This window comes from Nocardioides sp. CPCC 206347, from assembly GCF_048654605.1.
In the GTDB taxonomy this organism is placed as follows: domain Bacteria; phylum Actinomycetota; class Actinomycetes; order Propionibacteriales; family Nocardioidaceae; genus Nocardioides.
The window spans coordinates 1,055,076-1,078,889 of sequence record NZ_JBMCYZ010000001.1 but is presented as its reverse complement, the minus strand read 5'-3'; the positions used below and the strand labels follow the sequence as shown (position 1 = coordinate 1,078,889).

Below are 23,814 nucleotides of genomic sequence, written 5' to 3'. Positions count from 1 at the left end.
GGAGGCGGTTGTCGATGCCGCCAACTACTCTCGATTCAGTGACGACGACGTTGACCCGGGCCGCTGCGCCCGCCGCGGCCGTCAGTGACGATCCCGCGCGTCGCGTCGACTGGCGCCGGATGCGCGGTCGCGCGGCCGGGTACGCCGTCGCCGCCGTTGCCATCGGGGCCCTCGCCCAGGCGCTCGGCACCGTGGTCGCCGGACGGCTCGCTGACCACCCGACCGGGACGCTCGTCGCCTGGCTCGCCGCGCTGGTGGTCGGCGCCGCACTGGTCGACACGTCCGGCCGGATCGTCTGGGCCGGGGTGGTCGACCGTGCCGAGGGACGCCTGCGGGGTGACCTCCTGAGCGCCGCCCTGCAGCAACCCCTGGAGCACCTCACCGAGCAGGCCGTCGGCGAAGTGCTGGACCGGGTCGACGACGACACCCACGAGGTCGGCACCCTGCTGCGCCAGCAGATCTGGATGGCGATGCGGACCACCTTCGGCGCGGTGCCGATGTGGGTCGTCGCCGGGGTGACCTGGTGGCCGGCGGCCATCCTGTTCCCCGTCGTCGGCGCCGTGACGGTGTGGGTGATGAAGCCGTCGCTGATCCAGATCTCCCGGCTGAAGGTGATCGAGGAGGCCGCGTGGACCGACCACGCCGCCGCACTCGAGGAGGGCATTGCCGGGCGCGACGACCTGCGGACGAGCCGTGGCCAGGCCTTCGCCGTACGACGCCTGGCGCAGCTGTCGGCGGACGTGCACGAGAAGTTCCGGCGGGTGCTGATGGTCGAGGCCGGGCTCGCGATCAAGGTCGGGCTGCTGCTCCACGGGCTGCTGGTCGCCGTCGCCGTGTCGGGTGTCGCGCTGGTCAGCCATGGCGACCTCGGCCTGGCCCGTCTGGTCACCCTGTTCCTGGTCACCACGATCTTCGTCGGCCAGATCAACCAGCTCGCCCACCAGCTGCCCGACATCCAGGCCGGGCTCGGCGCGGTGCTGCGGCTGCGCCAGCTGCTCGGTGTCGAGGCCGAGCCGGTCGGCGGCGAGCCGGTGCCCGGTGGCGCCCTCGACCTGCGCATCCGGGGCCTCGACTTCTCCTACGCCGAGGGCACCTTCGGACTGCGCGACGTCCATCTGGTCGTCGAGGCCGGACACACCCTCGCCCTCGTCGGTCGCACCGGCTCGGGCAAGTCGACGCTCGCCTCGCTGCTCTCGCGCGCGGTCGACCCGCCGCCCGGCACGATCTTCCTCGGCGGCATCGACATCACCACCCTCGATCTCCACGAGCTGCGGCGTCGCGTCGGGGTGGTCACCCAGCGCACCGAGATCCTCGCCGGCACGCTCGCCGAGAACATCGCACTGTTCTCCGACACTCCCTGCGAGGAGATCGAGGCAGCGGTCGACGAGCTCGGCCTCACCGACTGGGTCGACGGGTTGCCCGACGGCCTGGACACCCTGCTCGGCCCCGGCGGCACCCGCCTGTCGGCAGGAGAGGAGCAGCTCGTCGCCTTCGCGCGCCTGCTGGTCCGCCACGTCCAGGTCGTGGTCCTGGACGAAGCGACCGCCCGGATGGACCCGGTCACCGAGGCCCGCGTCGTCGCCGCCGCCGACCGGCTGATCAAGGGTCGCACCGGCGTGCTCGTCGCGCACCGGCTCGGCACCATCGAGCGCGCCGAGATGGTCGCGGTCCTCGACCACGGCCGTGTCATCCAGCAGGGGCTGCGCGCTGCGCTCGCGGAGGTCGACGGCCCGTTCCGCCGCCTCGTCACCGCCAGCCTGGCCAACGCGGGGACCGATCCCTACGACAGCCCCGCCGCCGAGGAGTCATTGGACGCAGACCCCGGCGCGTCGGTGGGTGGGCGTCGTCGTACCGGACCTGTGCCGGAACGGCCGGCCATCGGCCCCGGCCCCACGCTCACCCGCGGTACGTGGCACGCGATGTGGGTGCGGCCGATGTGGGGCATCTACTCCGTGCTGCTGTTCCTCGGCGGCAGCATCTTCGCGCCGCTCGGTGCGATCACCGGACTCCTGTGGGGCCTGGTCGTCCAGCGGCTCGCCGCGGGGCAGACGCCGACCGTGATGACGGGCCTGCTGGTGGCCGGCCTGCTGGTCGCGCCGATCCTGCTCGCCGACGCCTTCCGTCGCTACCCGCGGTGGTGGATCGAGGTGATGTTGCGCGTGCGGATGTCGGTGCTGGTCGGCCAGATCCGCACCCACCGGTTGCCGCGCACGCCCCCGGGTGAAGTGGTCGCCCGGTCGATGGACGCTGACCGTTTCGCGCGCTACTCCGACCGTTGGGTCGACTTCGTCAACGGCATCCTGATCGCGTTCATCACCATGATCGCCGGTGGCACGTGGCTGGCCGGCGCGGTGCTGTTCGCCGTGATGACGTCGAGTGCCCTCGCCTCGTCGCTGGGCCGGCCGATCGCCGGCCGGTCGGCCGCCCGGTCCTCGACGGCCCGGGCCGGCTTCGGCCGTGCGCTGGTGTCCGCCGTGGAATCGGCGCGCACCGTCAAGCTCGCCGGCCGGACGCCGGACGTCCACGCGCACCTGCGCAGGGTCGACAGCGGCCGGGTCGAGGCGGCGGTCTTCGAGCATCGCGTGCAGGCCTTCCTCGACGGCGTGCCGATCGTGATGGTCCAGGTCGGCGTCGTCACGGCGTGGGCGCTCTTCTGGCTCGACGTGTGGGGCCTGGCCACCGCCCTCCTGGTCGCGACCGCGGTCAACGGCTTCGACTGGTTCGGCCGGGTGGCCGGCGCCGTCGTCACCGAGGCGCCGGGCGTGCGTGCCTGGCAGCGCGCGACCAGCCGGTTCGCCGGGGGCCGTGACCTGATGGAGCTGCCTGCGGGCATCGACCTGGTGACCGGAGCGGCTCCCGACCCTGTCGAGCCGGCGCGGGTGCCCCTCGAACGGCTCGAGCTGAGCGGCGTCTCCGCACTGCACGACGACGGCACCATCGGTGTCGCCGGCGTCGACCTCACCGTCGAACGCGGCGAGCTGGTCCTGCTCGTGGGTCAGGTCGGCTCGGGCAAGTCCAGCCTGCTGTCCGCACTGGCCGGCCTGATCGACCACACGGGGGAGGTGCGCTGGAACGGCGAGCAGGTCACCGATCCGGAGGTGTTCCTGCGCCCGGGCCAGGTCGGCCACGTCGCCCAGGTCCCGCGGGTGCTGTCCGGCACGTTCTCCGACAACGTCCGGCTGGGCCACGACCGCGCCTTCGACCGCCCGGTCCAGGCAGCGCGCCTGGCCCAGGACGTGGACGAGGCCGGTGGCGCCGATGCGGTGGTCGGCCACCGCGGGGTGCGGCTGTCCGGTGGCCAGGTCCAGCGCCTGGCGCTGGCGCGCGCCCTCGCGGCCGACACCGAGCTGCTGCTCGCCGACGACGTCTCCAGTGCCCTGGACGCCGCGACCGAGGTCGAGCTCTGGGCGGCGCTCCGCGAGCGCCACACGACCGTCATCGGGGCGACCTCGAAGCGGGCCGCGCTCGCGCAGGCCGACCGGGTCGTGGTGCTGGTCGACGGCGAGGTCGCTGCCGTCGGTCCGTGGGTCGACCTCGCCCCCGACTGGGGCCACCTCGCGGGCTGAGTCAACCAGTGAGGTCAGCCGTCGAGTCCGAGGAAGCTTCGACTCGCTGTCTCGACGAGCTCCTCGGGCGAGGCCGTGACGGCGCCGTCGAGCCACGCCGTGACGAGCTCGGCCATGCCCCCGATGAACAGCAGGCCAGCCAGTTCGTCCTCGTGGCGGAGCGGACGGTGCAGGTCGTGGGCCTGCTCGGCGGCGAGGTGCGCGAAGTGGCGCAGCAGTTCGGTGCGGCGCGAGCGGAGGGCCGGCATGGCCCCTGCCTCGATGATGGCCACGCGTCCCTTGCGGGGGTCAGCAACCAGCAGGTCGATGAAAGCCGCCACCGCCGCCCGGATCCGTTGCGTGGGGTCATCGCCGGCCATGTCGGCAGCGGCCAGGGCCGTCGTCTCGATCTCGGTGGCGACCGCTTCGAGCACCGCGCGCTGGGCCTCGTCGAGGCCGGTGAAGCTCTCGTAGAAGTAGCGCTCGCTGAGGCCTGCTTCTCCGCACACGGCGGTCATCGTCGTACGTGTCCCGGGGTCAGCCCAGACTGACAGCGTGGCGTCGAGCAGGCGACCCCTGCGGGCGTCAGCACGCTCTGCGGCGCTCACGCCCTTGTAGATCCCCGACTGCACGGCCACGTCCCCAGCCTTGCACGTCCAATCCCGGAAGAGAAGGTTGACAGGGCGTACTTCCTGAATGAGGCTGTGCCAGCAGAGGTGCGGCAACGAGGTCGCAACCGAGGAGGTCGGCGAATGACGGCAGCACAGCAAGCACGCGACCTTCCGGTCGTCCAGCGCGGCGACAGGGGCCTGCCCTTCTTCGGCCGGGTGGCCGACTACGCCCGTGATCCGGTGGCGCTGATGCAGCACCAGTGGGACACCTATGGACCTGTCTCGCCCTTTCCCTTCCTGGGCCAGACGTTCGTGATGCTGCTCGGGCCCGATGCCTGCGAAGAGGCGTTTCGCAACGCAGACAAGGCGTTCGCCAACGGGCCGGCCTGGGGTCGACTGGTCGGTCCGTTCTTCAACCGGGGACTGATGCTCCTGGACTTCGAGGAGCATCACGTGCACCGGCGGATCATGCAGGAGGCCTTCACTCGCGACCGGCTCGCGTCGTACGTCGAGCCGATGCACCCGGCGATCGCCCAGGGCATCGATGCCTGGCAGGGCGGACCCGGCTTCCGCTGCTACCCGGCGCTCAAGCAGCTCACGCTCGACATCGCCGCCGACATCTTCATGGGCGGCGCCGAGGACACCTCGGCGGCCCAGATGGAGCGGGTCAACCTCGCCTTCATCGCCTGCGTGCAGGCGGCGTCCGGAGTGGTCCGCGGCAACGTCCCGATGACCCGCTGGGGCCGGGCCCATCGCGGCCGGGCCGTGCTGGAGGAGTTCCTGCGCCACTACCTGCCGGCGAAGCGGGCGACGCGCAGCGACGACCTCTTCTCGGTGCTCTGCCACATCGAGACCGGCGACGGCGAACGCTTCAGCGACGACGACGTCGTCAACCACATGATCTTCCTGATGATGGCTGCGCACGACACCTCGACGATCACCACCTCCACGATGCTCCAGCACCTGGGCCAGCATCCGGCGTGGCAGGAGCGCTGTCGCGCGGAGTCGATGGCACTCGGCGACTCTCCGACGCTGGCGGAGCTGGATCAGCTGACCTCGCTCGACCTGGTGATGAAGGAAAGCCTCCGGCTCCGTGCTCCTGTGCCCATGCTCGCGCGGGCGACTGTCAAGGACACCGTCGTCCAGGGCGTACGCATCCCCGAGGGCACGCAGGTGGCGATCGGCGTCCAGCACTCCCACCTGATGCCGGAGCTGTGGACCGACCCCACCCGCTTCGACCCCGACCGGTTCGGGACGGAGCGCCGCGAGGACAAGGCGCACCGCTATGCGTGGTCGCCCTTCGGCGGTGGGGTCCACAAGTGCATCGGCCTGTACTTCGCCGGCGCCGAGGTGAAGGCGATCATGCACCACGTCCTGCGCACCCGTCGCTGGAGCGTGGACCCCGGCTACGTCGCGCCCCTGGACAACCACTCACTGCCGTTCCCGAAGGACGGCCAGCCCATCGACCTCGTCCGACTCTGAAAACCAACCGGAGGAATCCCGTGTCCAGCTCCCTTGCAGGACTGTCCATCATCGTCACCGGAGGTGCGCGCGGCATCGGCCGGGCCACCGTCGACCGCTTCGCCCGTCAGGGCGCAAAGGTGGCTGTCGGCGACCTCGACCTCGCGTTGGTGACCGAGGTGGCCAGCGCGTACGACGGCAACGTCGCCGCCGCGCGCCTGGACGTCAGTGACGTCGAGTCGTGGACGGCGTTCCTTGCCGAGGTCGATCACCTCGGCCCGTGGGACGTGCTCGTCAACAACGCCGGGATCATGCCGCTCGGCTCCGTCCTCAAGGAGCCCGAGAGCGTCGCCCGCACGATCATGGACGTCAATGTCCACGGCGTGATCAACGGGACCAAGGCCGTCGTGCCGGGCATGGTCGACCGGGGTCGGGGCCATGTGGTCAACGTGGCCTCGGCCGTCGGTCGGGTCGCCGTGTCGCACGGAGCGACCTACTCGGCATCGAAGTTCGCCGTGGTCGGTTTCAGCGAGGCCATCCGGCAGGAGCTGGCGGCAGACGGGATCGACGTCACGGTGGTCCTGCCGACGGTGGTCCAGACCGAGCTCGCATCCGGCGTGCCGGCCGCCCGAGGCATCAAGCCGGTGACGGCCGAGGACGTCGCTGCGGTGATCGAGGCCGCGGTGCTCAAGCCACGTGCAGAGATGTGGGTCCCGCGCTGGACCCAGGGCCTGGGCAAGTCGGCGCTGGCCCTGCCCCGATTCGTCCAGGACGCCATGTCCCGCGCGACCAAGGCCGGCGACGTGTTGAGCTCGGCCGATACGGCTGCACGCGCCGCCTACGAGGAGCGCGCGCGCCGCGGGGCGCGCGACGCGAAGGAATAGTCCAGCGGCTGGCCCGGTTACGATCCCACGTGACTTCTACGCCGACGACGACCTCGACCGAGGCCAGCCCGGCGGTGTCCCACGCCCGACCCGCGCTGGCGATCCTGGCGCTCGCGGTCGGCGGTTTCACCATCGGTACCACCGAGTTCATGACGATGGGCGTGCTGCCCGAGGTGGCCGAGGGCGTCGACGTCTCCGTGCCGACGGCCGGCCACATCATCTCCGCCTACGCGATCGGTGTCGTGGTCGGCGTACCGATCCTGGCGTTCTTCGGGGCGGCGCTGCCGCGTCGGGCGATGCTCGTCTGGCTGATGGGCGCGTACGGCGCCTTCAACCTGCTCAGCGCGTTCGCCCCGAGCTTCGAGGTGCTCACGGTTGCCCGGTTCCTCGACGGCCTGCCGCACGGCGCCTACTTCGGGGTGGCGAGCCTCGTGGCGGCCAGCCTCGTGACGCCCGAACGCCGCGGCCGCGCCATCGCGAGCGTGATGCTCGGCCTCTCGATCGCGAACGTCGTCGGCGTCCCGCTGGCCACCTTCCTCGGCCAGCAGGTCGGCTGGCGGGCGACGTACCTCCTCGGCGGCCTGCTCGCCCTGGCGACCATGGCCATGGTGCTGGCGGCCGTGCCGTCGGTGCCGGGCGACGCGGAGGCCAGCGGCCGCAAGGAAGCCCGTGAGTTCTTCGGCAGCCTGCAGGTCTGGCTCACGATGGCCGTCGGTGCGGTCGGCTTCGGCGGGATGTTCGCGGTCTACTCCTACATCGCCAAGACGGTCACTGCCGTCGGTGGTCTCGAGCGCGGCACGGTTCCCGTGTTCGTGCTGGCGCTCGGGCTCGGCATGGTCGTCGGCACCTGGCTGGCGGGCGAGCTCGCCGCGTGGTCGGTGTATCGCAGCCTGATCCTGTCCGGCGCGACCGGCATCGTGCTGATGCTCGTCTACTACGTCGCCGCGCCCACCGGATGGGGCCTGCTGCCCGTCGCGTTCCTGGTCACCGCCACCGGTTCGGTGCTGGTGGTCAACCTCCAGCTGCGACTGATGGACGTGGCCGGGGGAGCGGTCACGCTCGGTGCCGCGATGAACCACGCCGCGCTCAACATCGCCAACGCGCTGGGCGCCTGGCTCGGTGGCCTGGTCATCGCCGCCGGGTACGGCTACCGCGCGCCGGCGCTCGTCGGTGCCGGGCTTGCCGCCGTCGGTGTCGCGATCCTGCTCGTCTCGGCGGTCGTGCACCGCCGCAGCGCAACTGCCTAGCGCGCCGCCGCGGACGCCAGCGCCCGCTGCTGGTTGGTCGTGGTCACGTACAGGATCCGGCACCACTGCACGCAGGCGACGGCGAGAGCGCCGGCGTTGATCCACTCGATGGTCGGCAGCGCCTCGATGAAGCCCGGGTCGGTCGAGGTCGACGCCGACGCGGCCACGCGGCTGCCGAAGAGGTAGACCAGCCAGGCCGCCCACCAGAGCCCGAGCCCGACAGTTCGACCCTCCGGGCGGCTGGCGTCCTGCACGTCGCGGACCACCTGGAACGGGAACCACAGGGACACGATCGGGACCCACCAGCCCAGCCACACCCAGACCCGACCGCGTTGGTGGGGGACGCGCGGGGCGATCGCCATGGTGTTGGCGCGGGCGAACTGCAGCCACAGGCAGGACACGACGTACGCCCCGATCAAGAAGGGGAAGAGCAGTAGCGCGAGGCCGTCGTACGAGGTGAAGACGTCGTAGGTGCTGTAGCCGGCGCGGGCCGCGTCAGCGAACTCCTTCGAGGCGGGACCCGAGGCGATGGCGATGACGACCGCGAGGAGGGCCAGGACGATCGCGAGCACCCCGCTCGCGACGGCCAGCGCCGTCGGGGCGCTGCGTTGCGGGGCAGCGGGCCACGCGGCACCGGAGGGCGGAGTGGCCGGATACGCCGGGCCGGGCCACGGCGAAGGCTCCCGAGAGGGCTCAGTCATGAGCGCGAGTGTAGGTCCGCTGAGGGACCACCGCAGGGGATCCGCGTTTCACGCCCATCTGCATCCCTGCGACAATCGCCCTCATGTCTGCCACGACTGAGCACACGCCTGTACCGGAAACCGCTCAGCCGGCGGCGCCCGAGGGTGCGGCACGTCCGCGGGTCCTCTCCGGGATCCAGCCGACCTCGGACTCCTTCCAGCTCGGCAACTACGTCGGGGCGATCCGCCAGTGGGTGGACCTGCAGCGTGACCACCAGCCGTTCTTCTTCATCGCCGACCTGCACGCGATCACCGTGGAGTGGGACCCCAAGGTCCTGCGCGAGCGGACCCTGCGCAGCGCAGCCCAGCTGATCGCCGCGGGCGTCGACCCCGCGAAGTCGTCGATCTTCGTGCAGAGCCACGTGCCGGCCCACCCGCAGCTGGCCTGGGTCCTCAACGGCCTGACCGGCTTCGGCGAGGCCCGCCGGATGACCCAGTTCAAGGACAAGTCGGCCAAGGGTGGCGAGGGTGCGGCCAGTGTCGGCCTGTTCACGTACCCGATCCTGCAGGCCGCCGACATCCTGCTCTACCGCCCGCACTACGTGCCGGTCGGCGAGGACCAGCGCCAGCACCTCGAGCTGACCCGCGACCTCGCGCAGCGTTTCAACGGCCGGTTCAAGAAGACCTTCCGGCTGCCCGAGCCGTACATCCTCAAGACCACCGCCAAGATCTACGACCTGCAGCACCCCGAGAAGCGGATGTCCAAGAGCGTGGGTGGCGCCGGGTGCGTGTTCCTGCTCGACGACCCGAAGGCCACGGCCAAGAAGATCCGCTCCGCCGTGACGGACTCCGACACGAGCATCCGGTTCGACCCCGAGGCGAAGCCGGGCGTCAGCAACCTGCTGACCATCTACTCCGCCCTCACCGGCGAGGCCGTCACCGCCCTCGAGGAGCAGTACGCCGGCAAGATGTACGGCGACCTGAAGAAGGACCTCGCCGAGGTGGTGGTCGGCTTCGTGACCCCGTTCCGGGAGCGCACCCTGGAGCTGCTGGACGACCAGACGTACCTGATGAAGGTGCTGGCCGACGGTGCCGCGACGGCCGGTGCGGTCGCCGAGGCCACGCTCAAGGATGTCTACCAGCGGGTCGGCTTCGTCGCCCCGTCCGCCCCGACCCCCGCGGCGGGCTTCTGATGCCTGTCATCGGTGTGGCCGTCGCGGTGCCGGAGCCCTGGGCGTCCGAGCTCTACGACTACCGCCTCGAGATCGGCGATCCCACCGCCGAGGGCGTGCCGAGCCACATCACGCTGATCCCGCCGATCGAGGTCGACGGTGACCTCGGCGAGATCGAGGAGCACCTCGCGACCGCCGGCGCCAGCATCGACGCGTTCACCGTGCACCTGCGCGGCACCGGCACCTTCCGCCCGGTCTCGCCGGTCGTGTTCGTCGGGCTCGTCGAGGGCATCTCCCAGTGCGAGCTGCTCGCGGACGCTGTACGACGGGGGCCGCTCGCGGTCGACCTCGGCTTCCCCTACCACCCCCACGTGACCGTCGCCCATCACCTGGACGACGTCGCCCTGGACCGGGCGTTCGAGGACCTGGCCGGATTCGATTGCCGGTTCGGGGTACAGGAGTTCCACCTGTACGTCCACCACGAGGAGGAGGGCTGGAAGGCCACCCGCACCTTCCCCCTGAGATGAGCCCTGCCGAACGCCTGAAGCAGCAGATCTCCAGACTCCGCGCTCGTTCGGCGGTGGTCGATCATGCGGTGCGCACCCAGGAGCACTTCTCCGAGGTCAAGGGCAGCCAGCAGGCCGGGGGCGTCACCTACTTCGGCTTCCTCTCGGTCTTCCCCGTCCTGGCGCTCGCCTTCTTCGCCGTCGGGTACGTCGCCAACGTCTTCCCCGACGCGCAGGACGCGCTACTCGACGCGATCGACGAGGTGCTGCCCCACCTCGTGGGCGACCAGCCGAACGAGGTGCCGCTGGAGGACATCCAGGACGCCGCCGGCGCGGTCGGGCTGATCGGACTGGCGGGTGTCCTCTACGCCGGCCTGGGCTGGCTCTCGTCGCTCCAGACGGCACTGATCGTGCTCTTCGAGATGCCCGAGCGGCTCCAGCCCAACTTCGTCATCGGCAAGCTGCGTGACCTGCTCACGCTCGTCGTGCTGGGTGCGGTGCTCATGCTCAGCGTGGCCGTGTCGGGCGTGCTGACCCGTCTGTCGGAGCAGGTCCTGGACCTGGTCGGGCTCGGCAGCGGCCTCGGCTGGCTGGTGGCCCTGGTCGCGCTCGCCTTCGGCCTCGCGGCGTCCGCGCTGCTGTTCTTCCTCATGTTCCGCCTGCTCGCCCGCCCGCCGGTGCCGTCGCGTTCCCTCTGGTCGGGCGCCTGGCTCGGGGCGATCGGCTTCGAGGTGCTCAAGCAGCTCTCCAGCCTGCTGCTCACCGGGACCCGCGGCCAGCCGGCCTTCCAGGCGTTCGGGATCGCGCTGATCCTCCTGGTGTGGATCAACTACTTCTCGCGGGTGACCCTCTACGCCGCTGCGTGGGCGCACACCAGTCCCGCAGCACGGGCCGAGCGCGATGCGCGCAACGCTGCGGTCCTGCCGATGGCGGTGGCGACCGTGACGCGGCCCGAGCCGGACGCCGCGCCAGGACGTGCCTGGGCACCTCCCCTGGCGGTCGGTGGCGTGCTGGGCCTCCTCCTGGGTGCCCGGCTCGGCCGGCGCCGGCGCGACTGAGCCGCTCTGGGAGGATGAGCGGGTGAAGTTCGAACGCAAGCACGCCATCCTGCTCCTGACCGTCGCGGCCTGGAACGTCTTCTCCTTCGGCAACTTCGCGAAGAACCTCTACTCCGCGTACGACGCCGGCGAGGACCGTGCCACCGGGTACTGGGTCGCCCACTCGGTGCTCATCGTCGTGAACTTCGTGATCGCCGGCCTGCTCGGCTCGCTGGGCTGGAAGGCCCTCAGGGCGTCGAGGTCCTCAGCCCAGGGCGCCGAGTAGGAAGTACGTCGTCATCGGGCCCTTGCCCTTGATGTCGACCACCTGCGGGGCGCTGAAGGTGTAGCGGCTCTCCAGCAGGGCGTGGGTGGTCGCCGACACCTGGATCCGGTGCGGTCGACCGTGTGACTCCATCCGGCTGGCCGTGTTCACGGTGTCGCCCCACAGGTCGTAGGTGAACTTGCGCTGGCCGATGACGCCGGCGACCACCGGGCCCGAGGAGATGCCGATCCGCATGGCGATCGGGCTCGGCCAGCCCGCGGCGAGCCGGGTCGATGCCCGTTGCATGTCCATCGCGAGCTCGGCGAGGGACGCTGCGTGGTCCCTGTCCGGCGTCGGCAGCCCGGCCACGGCCATGTAGGCGTCGCCGACGGTCTTGATCTTCTCGATGCCGCGCTGGTCGCAGAGCCGGTCGAACTCGCTGAACATCGTGTCCAGCAGGGACACGAGCTCCTCGGCGGTCAGGCTCTCGGAGACCGTCGTGAAGCCGACGATGTCGGAGAACAGCACACTGACGTTCGCGGCCGACTCGGCGATGGCGCCGCGCTCGGTGCGCAGCCGGGTGGCGATCGCGGCGGGCAGGACGTTGTGCAGCAGCTCGTCGGAACGAGCCTGCTCCATCTCGACGTCGCGCTGGCGCAGGTAGTCCGTGCGGCGCAGCTTCTCCAGCGCGTAGGCGATGAGGAGCGCGATCGAGGTCAGTCCGATCGCCGGAGCCACGTGGTTGGCGACCCCTTCGGTGCCACCGCTGAAACCGGGGAGCCCGAGACAGATGGCGGCGTACAGCGCCGACGCTGCGACGGCCGCGTGCATCCGCAGGCGCAACAGCCCGATTCCGCCGAGCAGGGTGACGGTGCAGGACGCACGGATGTACTCGCTCGTGGCATCGGTCATGGCGGCGAACGCCGTGCCCAGGCTGATCAGCGTGACCGACAGCAGCAGCACGCTGAACAGCTGGAAGTGGCGCTCGACGAACGAGGCCCGGCGCAGGGCTGCTGCGACGACGAAGACGGGGATCACGACGCCGTATCTCAACGCGAAGGCGGGGCCGACGTCATCGGGGATGACGAGGACGTCGATCAGGCTGTAGAAGGCGGTGAAGAAGACGCCGATCCACAGCGCGAAGACCGCCTGGTCGGCGCCGGCGCCGTCGTCGTACGCGACGAAGTCCCGCTCGACCTCACGCTCGTCGAACTCGAGCATCCAGCGCGCCATCGGCATCTGCGCGTGGCGCTCGTGCATCCACGCCCTGATCGGCTTGACCCCCACAGGCTGATGGTGCCAGAAGCCGGAACGCAACGACGCCGCATCAGCCAAGGCTGATGCGGCGTCGTCAGGGACGTGCTGTGCTGCTGCGAGGGGTCAGAGACCCATCTTGAGCGCGGTGCGCAGGTCCTTGTTGAGCTGCGAGATCACGTCGAGCGGGATCTCCTTCGGGCAGGCAGCGGCACACTCACCGATGTTGGTGCAACCGCCGAAGCCCTCGTGGTCGTGCTGGCCGACCATGTCCACCACGCGCGTGTAGCGCTCGGGCTGGCCCTGCGGGAGCTCGCCCAGGTGGGTGATCTTCGCGCCGAGGAACAGCGAGGCCGAACCGTTAGGGCACGCTGCGACACAACCGCCGCAACCGATGCAGGTGGCCACGTTGAAGGCACGCATGGCCTTGTCCCGCGGAGCCGGCACCGAGTTGGCCTCGGGGGCCGAACCGGTGTTGGCGGAGATGAAGCCACCCGCCTGGATGATCCGGTCGAACGCGCCGCGGTCGACGACGAGGTCCTTGATGACCGGGAACGGCTCGGCACGCCACGGCTCGATGGTGATCGTGTCGCCGTCGGAGAAGGAACGCATGTGCAGCTGGCAGGTCGTGGTGACCTCCGGGCCGTGCGCCTCGCCGTTGATCATCAGCGAACACATGCCGCAGATGCCCTCGCGACAGTCGGAGTCGAACGCGATGGGCTCCTCGCCCTTCTCGTTCAGCTGCTCGTTGAGGACGTCGAGCATCTCGAGGAAGCTCATGTCCGCCGAGATGCCGGAGACCTGGTAGGTGTGGATGCCGCCCTTGTCGTCCGGACCGCTCTGGCGCCAGATCTTGAGGGTGAGGTTCATGTCGCCCGCGCTCACTTGTAGGACCTCTGCTTCATCTCGATGGCGGTGTAGATCAGGTCTTCCTTGTGCAGGACGGGGCCGTTCTCGGCACCCCACTCCCACGCGGCGACGTAGGCGAACTCGTCGTCGTGACGCAGCGCCTCGCCGTCCTCGGTCTGCGACTCGCCACGGAAGTGGCCGCCGCAGGACTCACGCCGGTTGAGGGCGTCGATGCACATCAGCTCACCGAGCTCGATGAAGTCGATGACGCGGCCGGCGCGCTCGAGGCTCTGGTTGAGGGTGTCGGCGGAACCGAGCACCTTCAGGTTGGTCCAGAAGTCGGCCTTGAGCTCACGGATCAGGTCGATCGCCTTGCGCAGGCCGTCCTCGGTCCGCTCCATGCCGCAGTACTCCCACATGATGTTGCCGAGCTCCTTGTGGTAGCTGTCGGCACTGCGGGTCCCGTTGATGGAGAGGAACTTCGAGATCCGTTCCTCGACCTGCTTCTTCGCCTCGACGACCGCCTCGTGGGACTCGTCGATCTTGTCGAACGGGCCGTCGGCGAGGTACTCGCGGATGGTGTTCGGGAGGACGAAGTAGCCGTCGGCCAGGCCCTGCATCAGCGCCGAGGCGCCCAGGCGGTTGGCGCCGTGGTCGGAGAAGTTCGCCTCGCCCGAGACGAACAGTCCCTCGATGTTGGACTGCAGGTGGTAGTCGACCCACAGGCCGCCCATGACGTAGTGCACGGCGGGGTAGATCCGCATCGGCATCTCGTACGGGTTCTCGCCGGTGATCCGCTCGTACATGTCGAGGAGGTTGTCGTACTTCTCCTCGATGGCGTCCTTGCCGAGGCGCTTGATCGCGTCGCCGAGGTCGAGGTAGACACCCCGACGGAAGTCGCCGACCTTCGGGCCGACGCCGCGACCCTCGTCGCACATGTTCTTGGCCTGGCGGGAGGCGATGTCGCGGGGGACAAGGTTGCCGAAGGACGGGTAGATCCGCTCGAGGTAGTAGTCGCGGTCCTCCTCGGGGATGTCCCGCGGGTCCTTCTCGCAGTCCTCGGCCTTCTTGGGAACCCAGATCCGGCCGTCGTTGCGGAGCGACTCGGACATCAGAGTCAGCTTCGACTGGTGCTCACCGGAGACCGGGATGCAGGTCGGGTGGATCTGCGTGTAGCAGGGGTTGGCCATGTAGGCGCCCTTGCGGTGTGCACGCCAGGCGGCGGTGACGTTGGACCCCATCGCGTTGGTGGAGAGGAAGAAGACGTTGCCGTAGCCACCGGTGGCGAGGACGACGACGTCGGCGAGGTGGGTCTCGATCTCGCCGGAGACCATGTCGCGGGCGATGATGCCGCGCGCCTTGCCGTCCACGACGATCAGCTCGAGCATCTCGTGGCGGGTGAAGGACTCCACCGTGCCGGCGGCGACCTGGCGCTCCATGGCCTGGTAGGCGCCGATCAGCAGCTGCTGTCCGGTCTGGCCGCGGGCGTAGAACGTGCGCGAGACCTGGACGCCACCGAAGGAACGGTTGTCGAGCAGGCCGCCGTAGTCACGGGCGAAGGGGACACCCTGCGCGACGCACTGGTCGATGATGTTCGCCGAGACCTCGGCGAGGCGGTAGACGTTCGACTCGCGCGAGCGGTAGTCGCCGCCCTTGACCGTGTCGTAGAAGAGGCGGAACGTCGAGTCGCCGTCCTCCTTGTAGTTCTTGGCCGCGTTGATGCCGCCCTGGGCAGCGATCGAGTGGGCCCGGCGCGGGGAGTCCTGGTAACAGAAGGACTTCACGTTGTAGCCGGCCTCGCCGAGCGTGGCGGCAGCAGCGCCGCCGGCCAGGCCGGTGCCGACGATGATCACGTTGAGCTTGCGGCGGTTGGCCGGGTTGACCAGGCGGTTCTCGAACTTGCGGGTGGTCCAGCGGTCCTTGATCGGACCGGTGGGAGCGTTCGGGTCGACGAGCTTGTCGCCGAGCGTGTAGTAGCCGCGCGCGTCGTCGGACTTCTGCTCGGAGGGGTCGTTGAGCGGCGTCAGGCCGTCGTGGAGGGTGCTTCCAGCCATGGTGGGGAGCTCCTTACTTCTCGATGAGGCCGAAGAGGACGGACAGGGGGACCAGCGAGAAGCCGCCAGCGATCACGATCGCGACGATCCAGCCGGCCGCCCGCGCCCGGTTCCGGGAGCTGGCGGTGTTGGTGAAGCCGAGGGTCTGCAGCGAGCTGAACGTTCCGTGGTGCAGGTGCAGGCCGAGCGCGACCATCGCGATCAGGTAGATGACCGTCATCCACGGGGTGTCGAAGGTGTCGACGAGGAGCTGGTAGGGGTTGTCGTCGCCGGTCGAGCCGTTGCTCGGGTTGATCTTGACGATGGTGAAGTTGAGCAGGTGCCACACGATGAAGAGGAGCAGCGTCAGCCCGCCCCAGCGCATGGTGCGCGAGGAGAGCGACGAGCCGCGGTTCTTCTTCGCGACGTACTTCACCGGGCGGGCCTTGGCGGCGCGGTGCCACAGCGCGATGGCGCAGGCGATGTGGACGATGATCGCGGCCAGCAGGCCCACGCGCATGATCCACAGGAAGCCCTCGTACGGGAGCATCGGCTCCCCGAGCTCGCGCAGGTGGTGCGCGTACTCGTTGAAGGCCTCCTCGCCGGCGAAGGCCTTGAGGTTGCCGTACATGTGCCCCACTACGAAGCCGATGAACAGCAGGCCGCTCAGGGCCATCAGGAGTTTCAGGGCGATGGTTGACCGGGCTGCACGGGAGCCCTTCACCAATTCAGGTCGCGTCGTCGTTGCCACGAGGGGTCACGCTACTCCCGCTACTGACCGGTAGGTGACACGGATCATGTGAGATATGCACGTAAGGGGAGCCTTACCCGCCGTCGCCGGCGCCGCAGCGGCCTCGACGAACCGATAAGCATTGGTTGTCAAAGAATCAAAACTTCATTGTTGACCAGCGGTGGGCGACCGGACACGCTGGAAAGATGAAGAAGGCCCCGATCGAGGACCCCGCGGACGACCTCGAGGTCACCCCGCCGAAGCACTACGCCGCCGGCGTCCCTGCGGTGCGCCACGCGATGGAGTACTCCTTCGAGCAGACCACGGTGAAGCGCAGCCTGCTCACCCTGCTGAACCTCAACCAGGTCAAGGGCTTCGACTGCCCCGGCTGCGCCTGGCCGGAGCCGGACCACCGCCACAGGAACGAGTACTGCGAGAACGGCGCGAAGCACATCAACGACGAGGCGACCAGCCGCCGCGTCACGCGTGACTTCTTCGCGAAGCATTCCGTCGACGAGCTCGACGGCAAGTCGGACTACTGGCTCAACCAGCAGGGCCGGCTCACCGAGCCGATGGTGAGGCGCCCCGGCGCCACCCACTACGAGCCGATCGCGTGGGACGACGCGTTCGGGATCATCGCCGACGAGCTCAACGGGCTGGCCTCGCCCGACGAGGCGATGTTCTACGTCTCGGGCCGGCTCAACAACGAAGCCGCCTTCCTGCTCCAGCTGTTCAGCCGGGCGTTCGGCACCAACAACCTGCCGGACTGCTCGAACATGTGCCACGAATCGAGCGGCTTCGGCCTCGGCGAGACGCTCGGCATCGGCAAGGGCAGCGTCCAGCTCGAGGACATCTACAACAGCGACCTGGTCTTCGTCGTCGGCCAGAACCCCGGCACTAACCACCCGCGGATGCTCTCCGCACTGGAGCACACGAAGAAGAACGGCGGCCAGGTGATCGCCGTCAACACGCTGCCCGAGGCCGGACTGATGCGGTTCAAGAACCCCCAGCAGCCCAGCGGCGTGATCGGCAACGGCATCCAGATCGCCGACCTGTTCCTCAAGATCCGCCCCGGTGGCGACCTGGCCCTCTTCAAGATGCTCAACAAGCTGGTCCTCGAGTCGGGAGACCTCGACCGCGACTACATCGACAAGCACACCACCGGCTTCGAGGAGTTCGCGGCGCAGGGCGCCGACATCACCTGGGAACAGACGCTCGAGGCCACGGGCCTGGCCCGCGAGGAGATCGAGGCCGTCCACGAGAAGGTGCTCGCCAGCAGGTCGGTCATCGTCTGCTGGGCGATGGGCCTGACCCAGCAGAAGCACGGCGTGCCGACGATCCGCGAGATCGTGAACTTCCTGATGCTGCGCGGCAACATCGGCAAGCCCGGCGCGGGCGTCTGCCCGGTGCGCGGCCACTCCAACGTCCAGGGCGACCGGACGATGGGCATCTGGGAGCAGATGCCCGACCGCTTCCTCGACGCGTTGGGTGCCGAGTTCGACTTCGAGCCGCCCCGCAAGCACGGCGTCGACTCGGTCGCGGGCGTCCGGGCGATGCGCGACGGGAAGGCCCGGGTGTTCGTCGGGGTCGCGGGCAACTTCGTCCGCGCGATGTCCGACAGCGACGTCACCGAGGCCGCCCTGCGCAACTGCACCCTGACGGTGCAGATCTCCACCAAGCTCAACCGCTCGCACACCGTCACCGGGGAGACGGCGCTGATCCTGCCGACCCTGGGACGCAGCGACAAGGACGTCCAGGCCGGACGCGAGCAGTACGTCACCGTCGAGGACTCGATGAGCTCGGTGCACCGCACCCACGGCAAGCTGGCCCCCGCCTCGAAGCACCTGCTGAGCGAGGTCTCGATCATCACCCGGCTGGCCCGGCGCACGCTCGGCGAGAGCCCGGCGATCCCGTGGGCGGAGTTCGAGGTGGACAACGACGCGATCCGTGACCGGATCGCGCGCGTCGTACCCGGCTTCGAGGACTTCAACGAGCGGATCCAGAAGCCCGGCGGCTTCACGCTGCCCAACCCGGTCAACCGGGGCGTGTACCCGACCCCGAGCGGCAAGGCGGTCTTCTCGATCAACGTGCTCGCGTGGCTCGAGACGCCGCCGGGGCACCTGATCCTGCAGTCGCTGCGCTCGCACGACCAGTGGAACACCGTCCCGTACGCCCTGAACGACCGTTACCGCGGCATCCACAACGCGCGGCACGTGCTGATGGTCAATCCGGACGACATCGCCGAGCTGGGCTTCCAGGACGGCGACCAGGTCGACATCGTCAGTGTCTGGGAGGACGGCAGCGAGCGTCGGGCCCGCAACTTCACCCTGGTGGGCTATCCCGCGAGCCGTGGGTCCGCGGCGTCGTACTACCCCGAGACGAACGTGCTCGTGCCGCTCGACAGCGTTGCGACGGGCAGCAACACGCCGACCTCCAAGGGAGTCCTGGTGCGACTGGAGCCCGTTGCCACCGCTGACTGACCGCCGCCACGCCTTCCGGGTGGTCCTCGGGCTCCTGGTTCCGGGGCTGCTGCTCCTGGTCGCCGGCCGTCCCGAGCTGATCCTGTACGCCGTCTTCGGCTCCTTCGCCGGGATGTACGGGCGACTCGAGGCTCCTCGGGAGCGGCTGCGCCACCAGTTCCACGGCGCGGGAATGCTGGTGACCGGCGTCGGTCTGGGAACGGCGCTGTCGCACGGGCACGTCCCTGCAGCCGGGCTGGTGCTCGCGATCACCGCCTTCGCGACGATCGGGTCGCTGGTGACCGACCGGTTGAGACTGCGTCCGGGTGGGCCGTTCTTCGGGATCTTCGCCCTCGGTGCCACCGCCACCGTGGCTCCCGGGCTGGTGAGCCTGTGGGGTGCGCTCGCCATCTGCGCGGGGACGGCTGTGTGGTGCATGGCGCTCGGGATGAGCGTGGGGACCACTGAGGACGCACACGACGAGGGCCTTGGCACGCTGCCTCCCGGCGCTGTCGTGCACGCCCTGCGCTACGCGCTGGCGACGGCTGCAGCCGGACTGGCCGGGACGGCCCTGGGCCTCGACCACGCCAACTGGGCGATGGCTGCGGCCGCCGTGCCGCTGGCGGTCGTCAGCGCGGGCGAGCCCGTGGAGCTGGCCGCGGTGGTCCATCGTGCCGTCCACCGCGTGGGCGGCACGCTCGTCGGGCTCATGGCCACGGCGCTGATCCTGCTGCTGGAGCCGAGCCCGACGCTGCTCGCGGCGGCCGTGATGGTGCTGTTGTTCCCCACCGAGCTCTTCATGAGCCGGCACTACGGCGTCGCGCTCGGCTTCTTCACGCCGCTGATCATGTTGATGACCGAACTGGCGGCTCCCTCCGAGCCCGTCACCATGCTGGTTGCCCGGGGCGTGGATACCGTGATCGGAGTGGCAGCCGGTGTCGCCGCTGCGGCGTTGGTCCGCGGCACCCGGGGCATCACCCAGGAGGACAGGAGCAGGCAATGGGCCGTGTGACTGCACGACGGAAGGTGCTGCGGATCCGCGACGGCGTCGTGGACCAGCGCCCCGACACCCTCGCTACCGAGGAGCCGATGGAGATCCGGGTCGGTGGCCGGGCGCTCACGATCACGATGCGCACGCCGGGCGACGACTTCGACCTCGCCGTCGGCTTCCTGGTCAGCGAAGGCGTCGTGCGTTCGACGTCCGACGTGCTCTCGGCCCGCTACTGCGCCGGCGCCACCGAGGACGGCACGCACACCTACAACGTGGTCGACGTCGGCCTCGACCCGTCCCTGCCGCCCCTGGACGCCTCGCTGGAGCGCAACTTCTACACGACCTCGTCCTGCGGGCTGTGCGGCAAGGCCAGCCTCGACGCCGTACGCACGGCGTCGACGTGGTCCGTCGCGGACGACCCGCTGCGGATCACGCCGGAGGCACTGGCGCAGCTGCCCGAACGCCTCCGTGAGGAGCAACGGGTCTTCGACCGCACGGGCGGCCTCCATGCGGCGGCCCTCTTCAGCGCCGACGGCGAGCTGCTCTGCCTGCGCGAGGACGTCGGCCGGCACAACGCCGTCGACAAGGTCATCGGGCACGCGGTGCGCAACGGGATGCTGCCGCTGCGCGAGACGATCCTGATGGTGAGCGGCCGGGCGTCGTTCGAGCTGGTGCAGAAGGCCGTGATGGCCGGCATCCCGATGATGGCCGCGGTCTCGGCGCCCTCCTCCCTCGCGGTCGACCTCGCCGAGGAGAACGGCCTCACGCTGGTCGGCTTCCTGAGGGGTGCGTCGATGAACGTCTACTCCGGTACGGAGCGGTTGCTGGTCGCCGAAACGGTGTGACCGGACGGGTCTGGTCAGGCCCGCAGGGCGCGCTGGACCGCCCGCGTCCTCGCGACGTCGACCAGTGCCTGCGCCAGCATCGACTCGGGACCGTGGCCGGCGAGCACGAGGCCGACGTGGAACGAGCGCTTCGGCGGCGGCAGCGGGATCAGCCGGGTGCGCTCCGGCACGCCGAAGTTCGGCACCCACGTGTGGGGTACGACGCTCGAGAGCCCCATCGACGTGACGTGGGCGTAGAGCGCCGACACCGTGTCGGTCTCGACGGTGATGCGTGCGTCGCGGCCGGTGTCGGCCAGGTAGCCGTCGATGATCCGGCGGTTCTGCATTTCACCGGTCAGCTGGCACAGCTGCGCGGTCGCCGCTTCGGCCCACGTGATGCTGGAGCGGTCGCCGTACTCGCCGTCGATGGGGGTGAGGAAGAGGTAGCGCTCCTGGTAGAGCGGCACGACCTTCACGCGGCCGAGGGGCTCGCCGTCGACGTACGTCATGCCGACGTCGATGTCGAAGTCGTTGAGGCGGGTGACGATCTCGCGTGACGACATCGACTCGAGGTGGAAGCGGACCAGCGGATGCTTCTCGTGCAGGGGAGTGGTCAGCAACGACGACACCGTGAGCGCGGTCGGGATCGCACCGATCCGCAGGGTGCCGCTGAGGCCGCCGCGCATGGTGGTGAGTGTCTGGTCGAGCGACGCGCGTTCGGCAAGGATCCGCTTCGCCCAGCGCAGCACCTCCTCGCCCTCGGGGGTGAAGCCCTCGAACCGCTGGCCACGCTGCACGATCTGCACGCCGAGCTCGGACTCCAGCTTCCGGATACCGGCTGACAGTGCGGGTTGCGTGACGTGGCACTCCGCTGCGGCGCGTCCGAAGTGGCTCTCGCGCGACAAGGCGGCGAGGTACTCCAGGCGGCGCAGCAGCATGGGGCATCAATACCAGACCGCGTCACTAGGCTGGCCGACATGACGGCAACCTCCAGCACGAAGCGCCCGCCGCTGGTGGCCACCGCCGTACCTCGTCTGCTGGGTGCCCTCACGGCCGGGTCCGCAGCCGGCGCCGCCGTTGCGGTCAGCGATCCCGAGGTCGGCGTGCTGACCGGCATCGTCGTCACCTGCACGGCCTATGTCGCCGTCGGATGGCTCGTCCTGTGGCCGATGGACGCCGACGCCACCCGGGTCAATGCCACCCATGAGGACCTGCGCCCCGTCGCCACCGAGCTCGTCGTCGGAGGCGCTGCGCTGTCCGGGCTGGGAGGCATCGTGATGCTGATGCTGGCGGGCGGGGACCACGCGGGTCGCGGACCGGCCGCGCTGGCGCTGGCCGGGGTCTTCATGGCCTGGGCGTCGCTGCACCTGATGTACGCGACCCGCTATGCGCACCTCTACTACGGCGGGACGCCGGGCGGCATCGACTTCAACTCCGACGATCCGCCGGCCTTCCGGGAGTTCTTCTACTTCAGCTACAACCTCGGCATGACCTACCAGGTCTCCGACACCGCCGTCTCGAGCTCGCCGATCAGGGCGGTGGTGCTGCGGCACTGCCTGTTCTCGTACGTCTTCGGTGCCGCGATCCTCGCCACGACGATCAACCTCGTGGTCGGGATCGTCGCGAGCTGAGCTTCAGGCGGTCACCGCGACGTTCGCGGGGTAGTGGGCGGCGATCAGCTCGTCCACCGCGTCGGTCCAGGTACGACGACCTGCCGCCTCGCGCCCGGCGGTACCGAGCAACCCGCGGTGCGGGTCGGCGGCGACTGCCGTGACGGCCCGGGCGAGGTCGCGCGGGTCCGAGGCGTCGTACAGGACACCCGTCTCCAGGTGGGACACCACGTGGCGGGCACCGCCGGCACGCGGAGCAACGACGGGCACGCCCGCCGAGGCCGCTTCACGCAACGCGTGGCAGTCGGTCTCGTGCTCGCCGGGGTGCACCAGCAGGTCCAGCGTCGGCACGGCCACCGTCAGGTCGCCGACACCGAGTGGCCCGGTGAAGCGGGCGTCCGGCAGGCGCCGGGCCAGCCACTCGCGCTCGGGTCCGCCGCCGATCACGACGAGTCGGATGCCGGGAACCGCGGCCAGGTCCGCGAGGCGTCGTACGCCGGCAGCCTTGTGGAGACCGCCGACGTAGCCGACGACGACGCGGCGGCCCTCCTTCGACTTCGCCTTCGACCAGGAGCCGTGCAGCCACTGGTCGCGAAGCGCTGGGGTGAAGGCGGCGGGGTCGACACCGGGCAGCCACAGCTGGGCGTCGATGCCGAGCTCGGCGGCGCGCTCCACCATCCAGGGCGAGGTGACGAGGACGCGGTCCGCACGCTCGGCGACCTTGGCACGCCAGTAGTCGGCGGCGAGGTCGAGCACGGGGGACTGTTCGACGGCGAGGGTCGGCACACCGGCGCGGGCCGCGTGCTTGAGCGCCTTGCGGCCGATGGCACGGGGGGAGTGCACCTGCACCAGGTCGGGCTCGAACGCCTCGACGGCGTCGCGGACCTGCGCGCCCGTGGGCTCGAGTGGGCGGACCCGCACGACGTCGCAGCCGCGGTAGCTCGCCAGGCCGGGGCCCGGCGCGATGATCCGGACCGTGTGGCCCCGGTCGATGAGCCGGTCGGCCGTGGCCTTGAGCGTCGTGGTGGTGCTGTCGACCGCGGGGTAGAAGGTCTCGGTCGCAAGAACGATCTTCATGGTTCCCACCCTCGGGTCCGGACGTGGCGCGGGTCTGAGCGTCGGGAGGGCCCGGGGTGTACGTCAGGTGAATCTCAGTCCTCGAGGCCGAGAGTCCGCAGGGGCAGGTCACCGCGCTCGATGTCGCCTGCGACCTTCCTGATCTGGTCGCGGCTCTGCCGCCAGTTGCCGGCCTGGACCTCCCAGTAGGGGGAGAAGCCCTTGCGGGCTTCGACCCACCAGTGCTTGCCGAGCGCGATCCGGCCGATGACGGCAAAGGGAAGGAGAAGGAGGATGAGAAGGACCTCAAGGGTGAGGAAGAGGCCGACCAAGACGACCGGCAGCACGAAGAAGCCGATGACGAGAAGGATGAGGAAGCCGATGGGGTCGTCGACGCCGTCGAGCCAGAGGCTGGGGTCGACCTTGTGGCGATGAGGGCGCCACGGCAACCAGCGGCGAGTGACACGCCAGACCTGACCGTGGTCGTCGATCACCTTCACGGGTGCAGTGTTCAGGGTGGGGCAAACTCCCTGGCTTCCTACTGACCGGTAGCCCGGAGATTGGTCACACATCCGTGACAGCGGTCCTGTCACGGATAGT

The 23,814-nt window shown here is 69.8% G+C and carries 21 protein-coding genes; 12 read left to right on the top strand and 9 right to left on the bottom strand.

The features are described from left to right. Positions 1 to 38: 38 nt before the first annotated feature. Positions 39 to 3,566: an ATP-binding cassette domain-containing protein gene (locus ACOACQ_RS05200; RefSeq protein WP_420287760.1), complete on the top strand. Its 3,528-nt coding sequence runs from the start codon at positions 39 to 41 to the stop codon at positions 3,564 to 3,566. Positions 3,567 to 3,580: 14 nt separating this feature from the next. On the opposite strand, the gene ACOACQ_RS05195 is transcribed toward ACOACQ_RS05200, so the two are convergent. Beyond that, complete coding sequence (locus ACOACQ_RS05195) at positions 3,581 to 4,183, bottom strand: TetR/AcrR family transcriptional regulator (RefSeq protein ID WP_420287759.1); 603 nt, start codon at positions 4,181 to 4,183, stop codon at positions 3,581 to 3,583. 114 nt (positions 4,184 to 4,297) lie between these two features. Here ACOACQ_RS05195 and ACOACQ_RS05190 point away from each other — a divergent pair, with 114 nt between their 5' ends. From ACOACQ_RS05190 to ACOACQ_RS05180, 3 genes are read left to right on the top strand one after another with little or no spacing between them, the layout of a single operon-like run. Beyond that, entirely contained in the window at positions 4,298 to 5,638 is a 1,341-nt protein-coding gene (locus tag ACOACQ_RS05190) for a cytochrome P450 (protein ID WP_420287758.1), read from the top strand. Between the two features lie 20 nt (positions 5,639 to 5,658). Beyond that, positions 5,659 to 6,501 carry an SDR family oxidoreductase gene (locus tag ACOACQ_RS05185; protein WP_420287757.1) on the top strand — a complete coding sequence of 281 codons (843 nt, stop codon included), beginning with the start codon at positions 5,659 to 5,661 and terminating at the stop codon, positions 6,499 to 6,501. A gap of 29 nt (positions 6,502 to 6,530) precedes the next feature. Then, entirely contained in the window at positions 6,531 to 7,748 is a 1,218-nt protein-coding gene (locus ACOACQ_RS05180; RefSeq protein ID WP_378599314.1) for an MFS transporter, read from the top strand. Here ACOACQ_RS05180 and ACOACQ_RS05175 read toward each other — a convergent pair. Further along, the gene (locus ACOACQ_RS05175; RefSeq protein WP_420287756.1) at positions 7,745 to 8,449 is read right to left on the bottom strand and encodes a DUF4328 domain-containing protein; all 705 of its coding nucleotides are present in this window, start codon (positions 8,447 to 8,449) and stop codon (positions 7,745 to 7,747) included. The genes ACOACQ_RS05180 and ACOACQ_RS05175 overlap by 4 nt on opposite strands. A gap of 83 nt (positions 8,450 to 8,532) precedes the next feature. Between ACOACQ_RS05175 and trpS the strand changes: the two genes are divergently transcribed. The 4 genes from trpS to ACOACQ_RS05155 all read left to right on the top strand — a co-directional run bounded on the left by trpS (position 8,533) and on the right by ACOACQ_RS05155 (position 11,429). Continuing rightward, positions 8,533 to 9,621, top strand: a complete 1,089-nt coding sequence (gene trpS, locus ACOACQ_RS05170; protein WP_378599323.1) for a tryptophan--tRNA ligase — start codon at positions 8,533 to 8,535, stop codon at positions 9,619 to 9,621. Continuing rightward, a complete protein-coding gene (locus tag ACOACQ_RS05165; protein ID WP_420287755.1) occupies positions 9,621 to 10,127 on the top strand; it encodes a 2'-5' RNA ligase family protein in 507 nt (168 codons plus the stop codon). The genes trpS and ACOACQ_RS05165 overlap by 1 nt, the downstream gene beginning before the upstream one ends. Before the next feature lie 68 nt (positions 10,128 to 10,195). Continuing rightward, positions 10,196 to 11,164 carry a YihY/virulence factor BrkB family protein gene (locus tag ACOACQ_RS05160; RefSeq protein ID WP_420287754.1) on the top strand — a complete coding sequence of 323 codons (969 nt, stop codon included), beginning with the start codon at positions 10,196 to 10,198 and terminating at the stop codon, positions 11,162 to 11,164. 22 nt (positions 11,165 to 11,186) lie between these two features. Further along, positions 11,187 to 11,429 (top strand): SCO4848 family membrane protein, encoded by a 243-nt coding sequence (locus tag ACOACQ_RS05155; RefSeq protein ID WP_420287753.1) that lies wholly within the window; start codon positions 11,187 to 11,189, stop codon positions 11,427 to 11,429. Here the strand turns inward: ACOACQ_RS05155 and ACOACQ_RS05150 are convergent. The 4 genes from ACOACQ_RS05150 to ACOACQ_RS05135 form a co-directional block, all read right to left on the bottom strand. Next, a complete protein-coding gene (locus ACOACQ_RS05150) occupies positions 11,409 to 12,695 on the bottom strand; it encodes an adenylate/guanylate cyclase domain-containing protein (RefSeq protein ID WP_378599334.1) in 1,287 nt (428 codons plus the stop codon). The genes ACOACQ_RS05155 and ACOACQ_RS05150 overlap by 21 nt on opposite strands. A gap of 93 nt (positions 12,696 to 12,788) precedes the next feature. Continuing rightward, positions 12,789 to 13,532 (bottom strand): succinate dehydrogenase/fumarate reductase iron-sulfur subunit, encoded by a 744-nt coding sequence (locus ACOACQ_RS05145; protein ID WP_378599369.1) that lies wholly within the window; start codon positions 13,530 to 13,532, stop codon positions 12,789 to 12,791. A gap of 11 nt (positions 13,533 to 13,543) precedes the next feature. After that, complete coding sequence (locus ACOACQ_RS05140; protein ID WP_378599337.1) at positions 13,544 to 15,565, bottom strand: fumarate reductase/succinate dehydrogenase flavoprotein subunit; 2,022 nt, start codon at positions 15,563 to 15,565, stop codon at positions 13,544 to 13,546. 13 nt (positions 15,566 to 15,578) lie between these two features. After that, on the bottom strand, positions 15,579 to 16,295 hold the full coding sequence (locus ACOACQ_RS05135; RefSeq protein WP_378599340.1) for a succinate dehydrogenase cytochrome b subunit: 717 nt from the start codon (positions 16,293 to 16,295) through the stop codon (positions 15,579 to 15,581). A 185-nt stretch (positions 16,296 to 16,480) separates the two neighbouring features. On the opposite strand from ACOACQ_RS05135, the gene ACOACQ_RS05130 reads away from it, so the two are divergent. From ACOACQ_RS05130 to fdhD, 3 genes are read left to right on the top strand one after another with little or no spacing between them, the layout of a single operon-like run. Continuing rightward, entirely contained in the window at positions 16,481 to 18,754 is a 2,274-nt protein-coding gene (locus ACOACQ_RS05130) for an FdhF/YdeP family oxidoreductase (protein WP_420287752.1), read from the top strand. After that, positions 18,738 to 19,745: an FUSC family protein gene (locus ACOACQ_RS05125; protein WP_420287751.1), complete on the top strand. Its 1,008-nt coding sequence runs from the start codon at positions 18,738 to 18,740 to the stop codon at positions 19,743 to 19,745. Before ACOACQ_RS05130 ends, ACOACQ_RS05125 begins: the two co-directional genes overlap by 17 nt. After that, on the top strand, positions 19,733 to 20,569 hold the full coding sequence (gene fdhD, locus ACOACQ_RS05120; protein ID WP_420287750.1) for a formate dehydrogenase accessory sulfurtransferase FdhD: 837 nt from the start codon (positions 19,733 to 19,735) through the stop codon (positions 20,567 to 20,569). The genes ACOACQ_RS05125 and fdhD overlap by 13 nt, the downstream gene beginning before the upstream one ends. A 14-nt stretch (positions 20,570 to 20,583) precedes the next feature. Here the strand turns inward: fdhD and ACOACQ_RS05115 are convergent, their stop codons facing one another. Beyond that, positions 20,584 to 21,486 carry a LysR family transcriptional regulator gene (locus ACOACQ_RS05115; protein WP_378599352.1) on the bottom strand — a complete coding sequence of 301 codons (903 nt, stop codon included), beginning with the start codon at positions 21,484 to 21,486 and terminating at the stop codon, positions 20,584 to 20,586. A 39-nt stretch (positions 21,487 to 21,525) separates the two neighbouring features. Between ACOACQ_RS05115 and ACOACQ_RS05110 the strand changes: the two genes are divergently transcribed. Further along, positions 21,526 to 22,179 (top strand): DUF1345 domain-containing protein, encoded by a 654-nt coding sequence (locus ACOACQ_RS05110; RefSeq protein ID WP_420287749.1) that lies wholly within the window; start codon positions 21,526 to 21,528, stop codon positions 22,177 to 22,179. Between the two features lie 3 nt (positions 22,180 to 22,182). Here ACOACQ_RS05110 and ACOACQ_RS05105 read toward each other — a convergent pair whose 3' ends face one another. Continuing rightward, the gene (locus ACOACQ_RS05105; protein WP_420287748.1) at positions 22,183 to 23,235 is read right to left on the bottom strand and encodes a glycosyltransferase; all 1,053 of its coding nucleotides are present in this window, start codon (positions 23,233 to 23,235) and stop codon (positions 22,183 to 22,185) included. Between the two features lie 74 nt (positions 23,236 to 23,309). Beyond that, positions 23,310 to 23,714 (bottom strand): hypothetical protein, encoded by a 405-nt coding sequence (locus ACOACQ_RS05100; RefSeq protein ID WP_378599363.1) that lies wholly within the window; start codon positions 23,712 to 23,714, stop codon positions 23,310 to 23,312. Positions 23,715 to 23,814 lie beyond the last annotated feature (100 nt).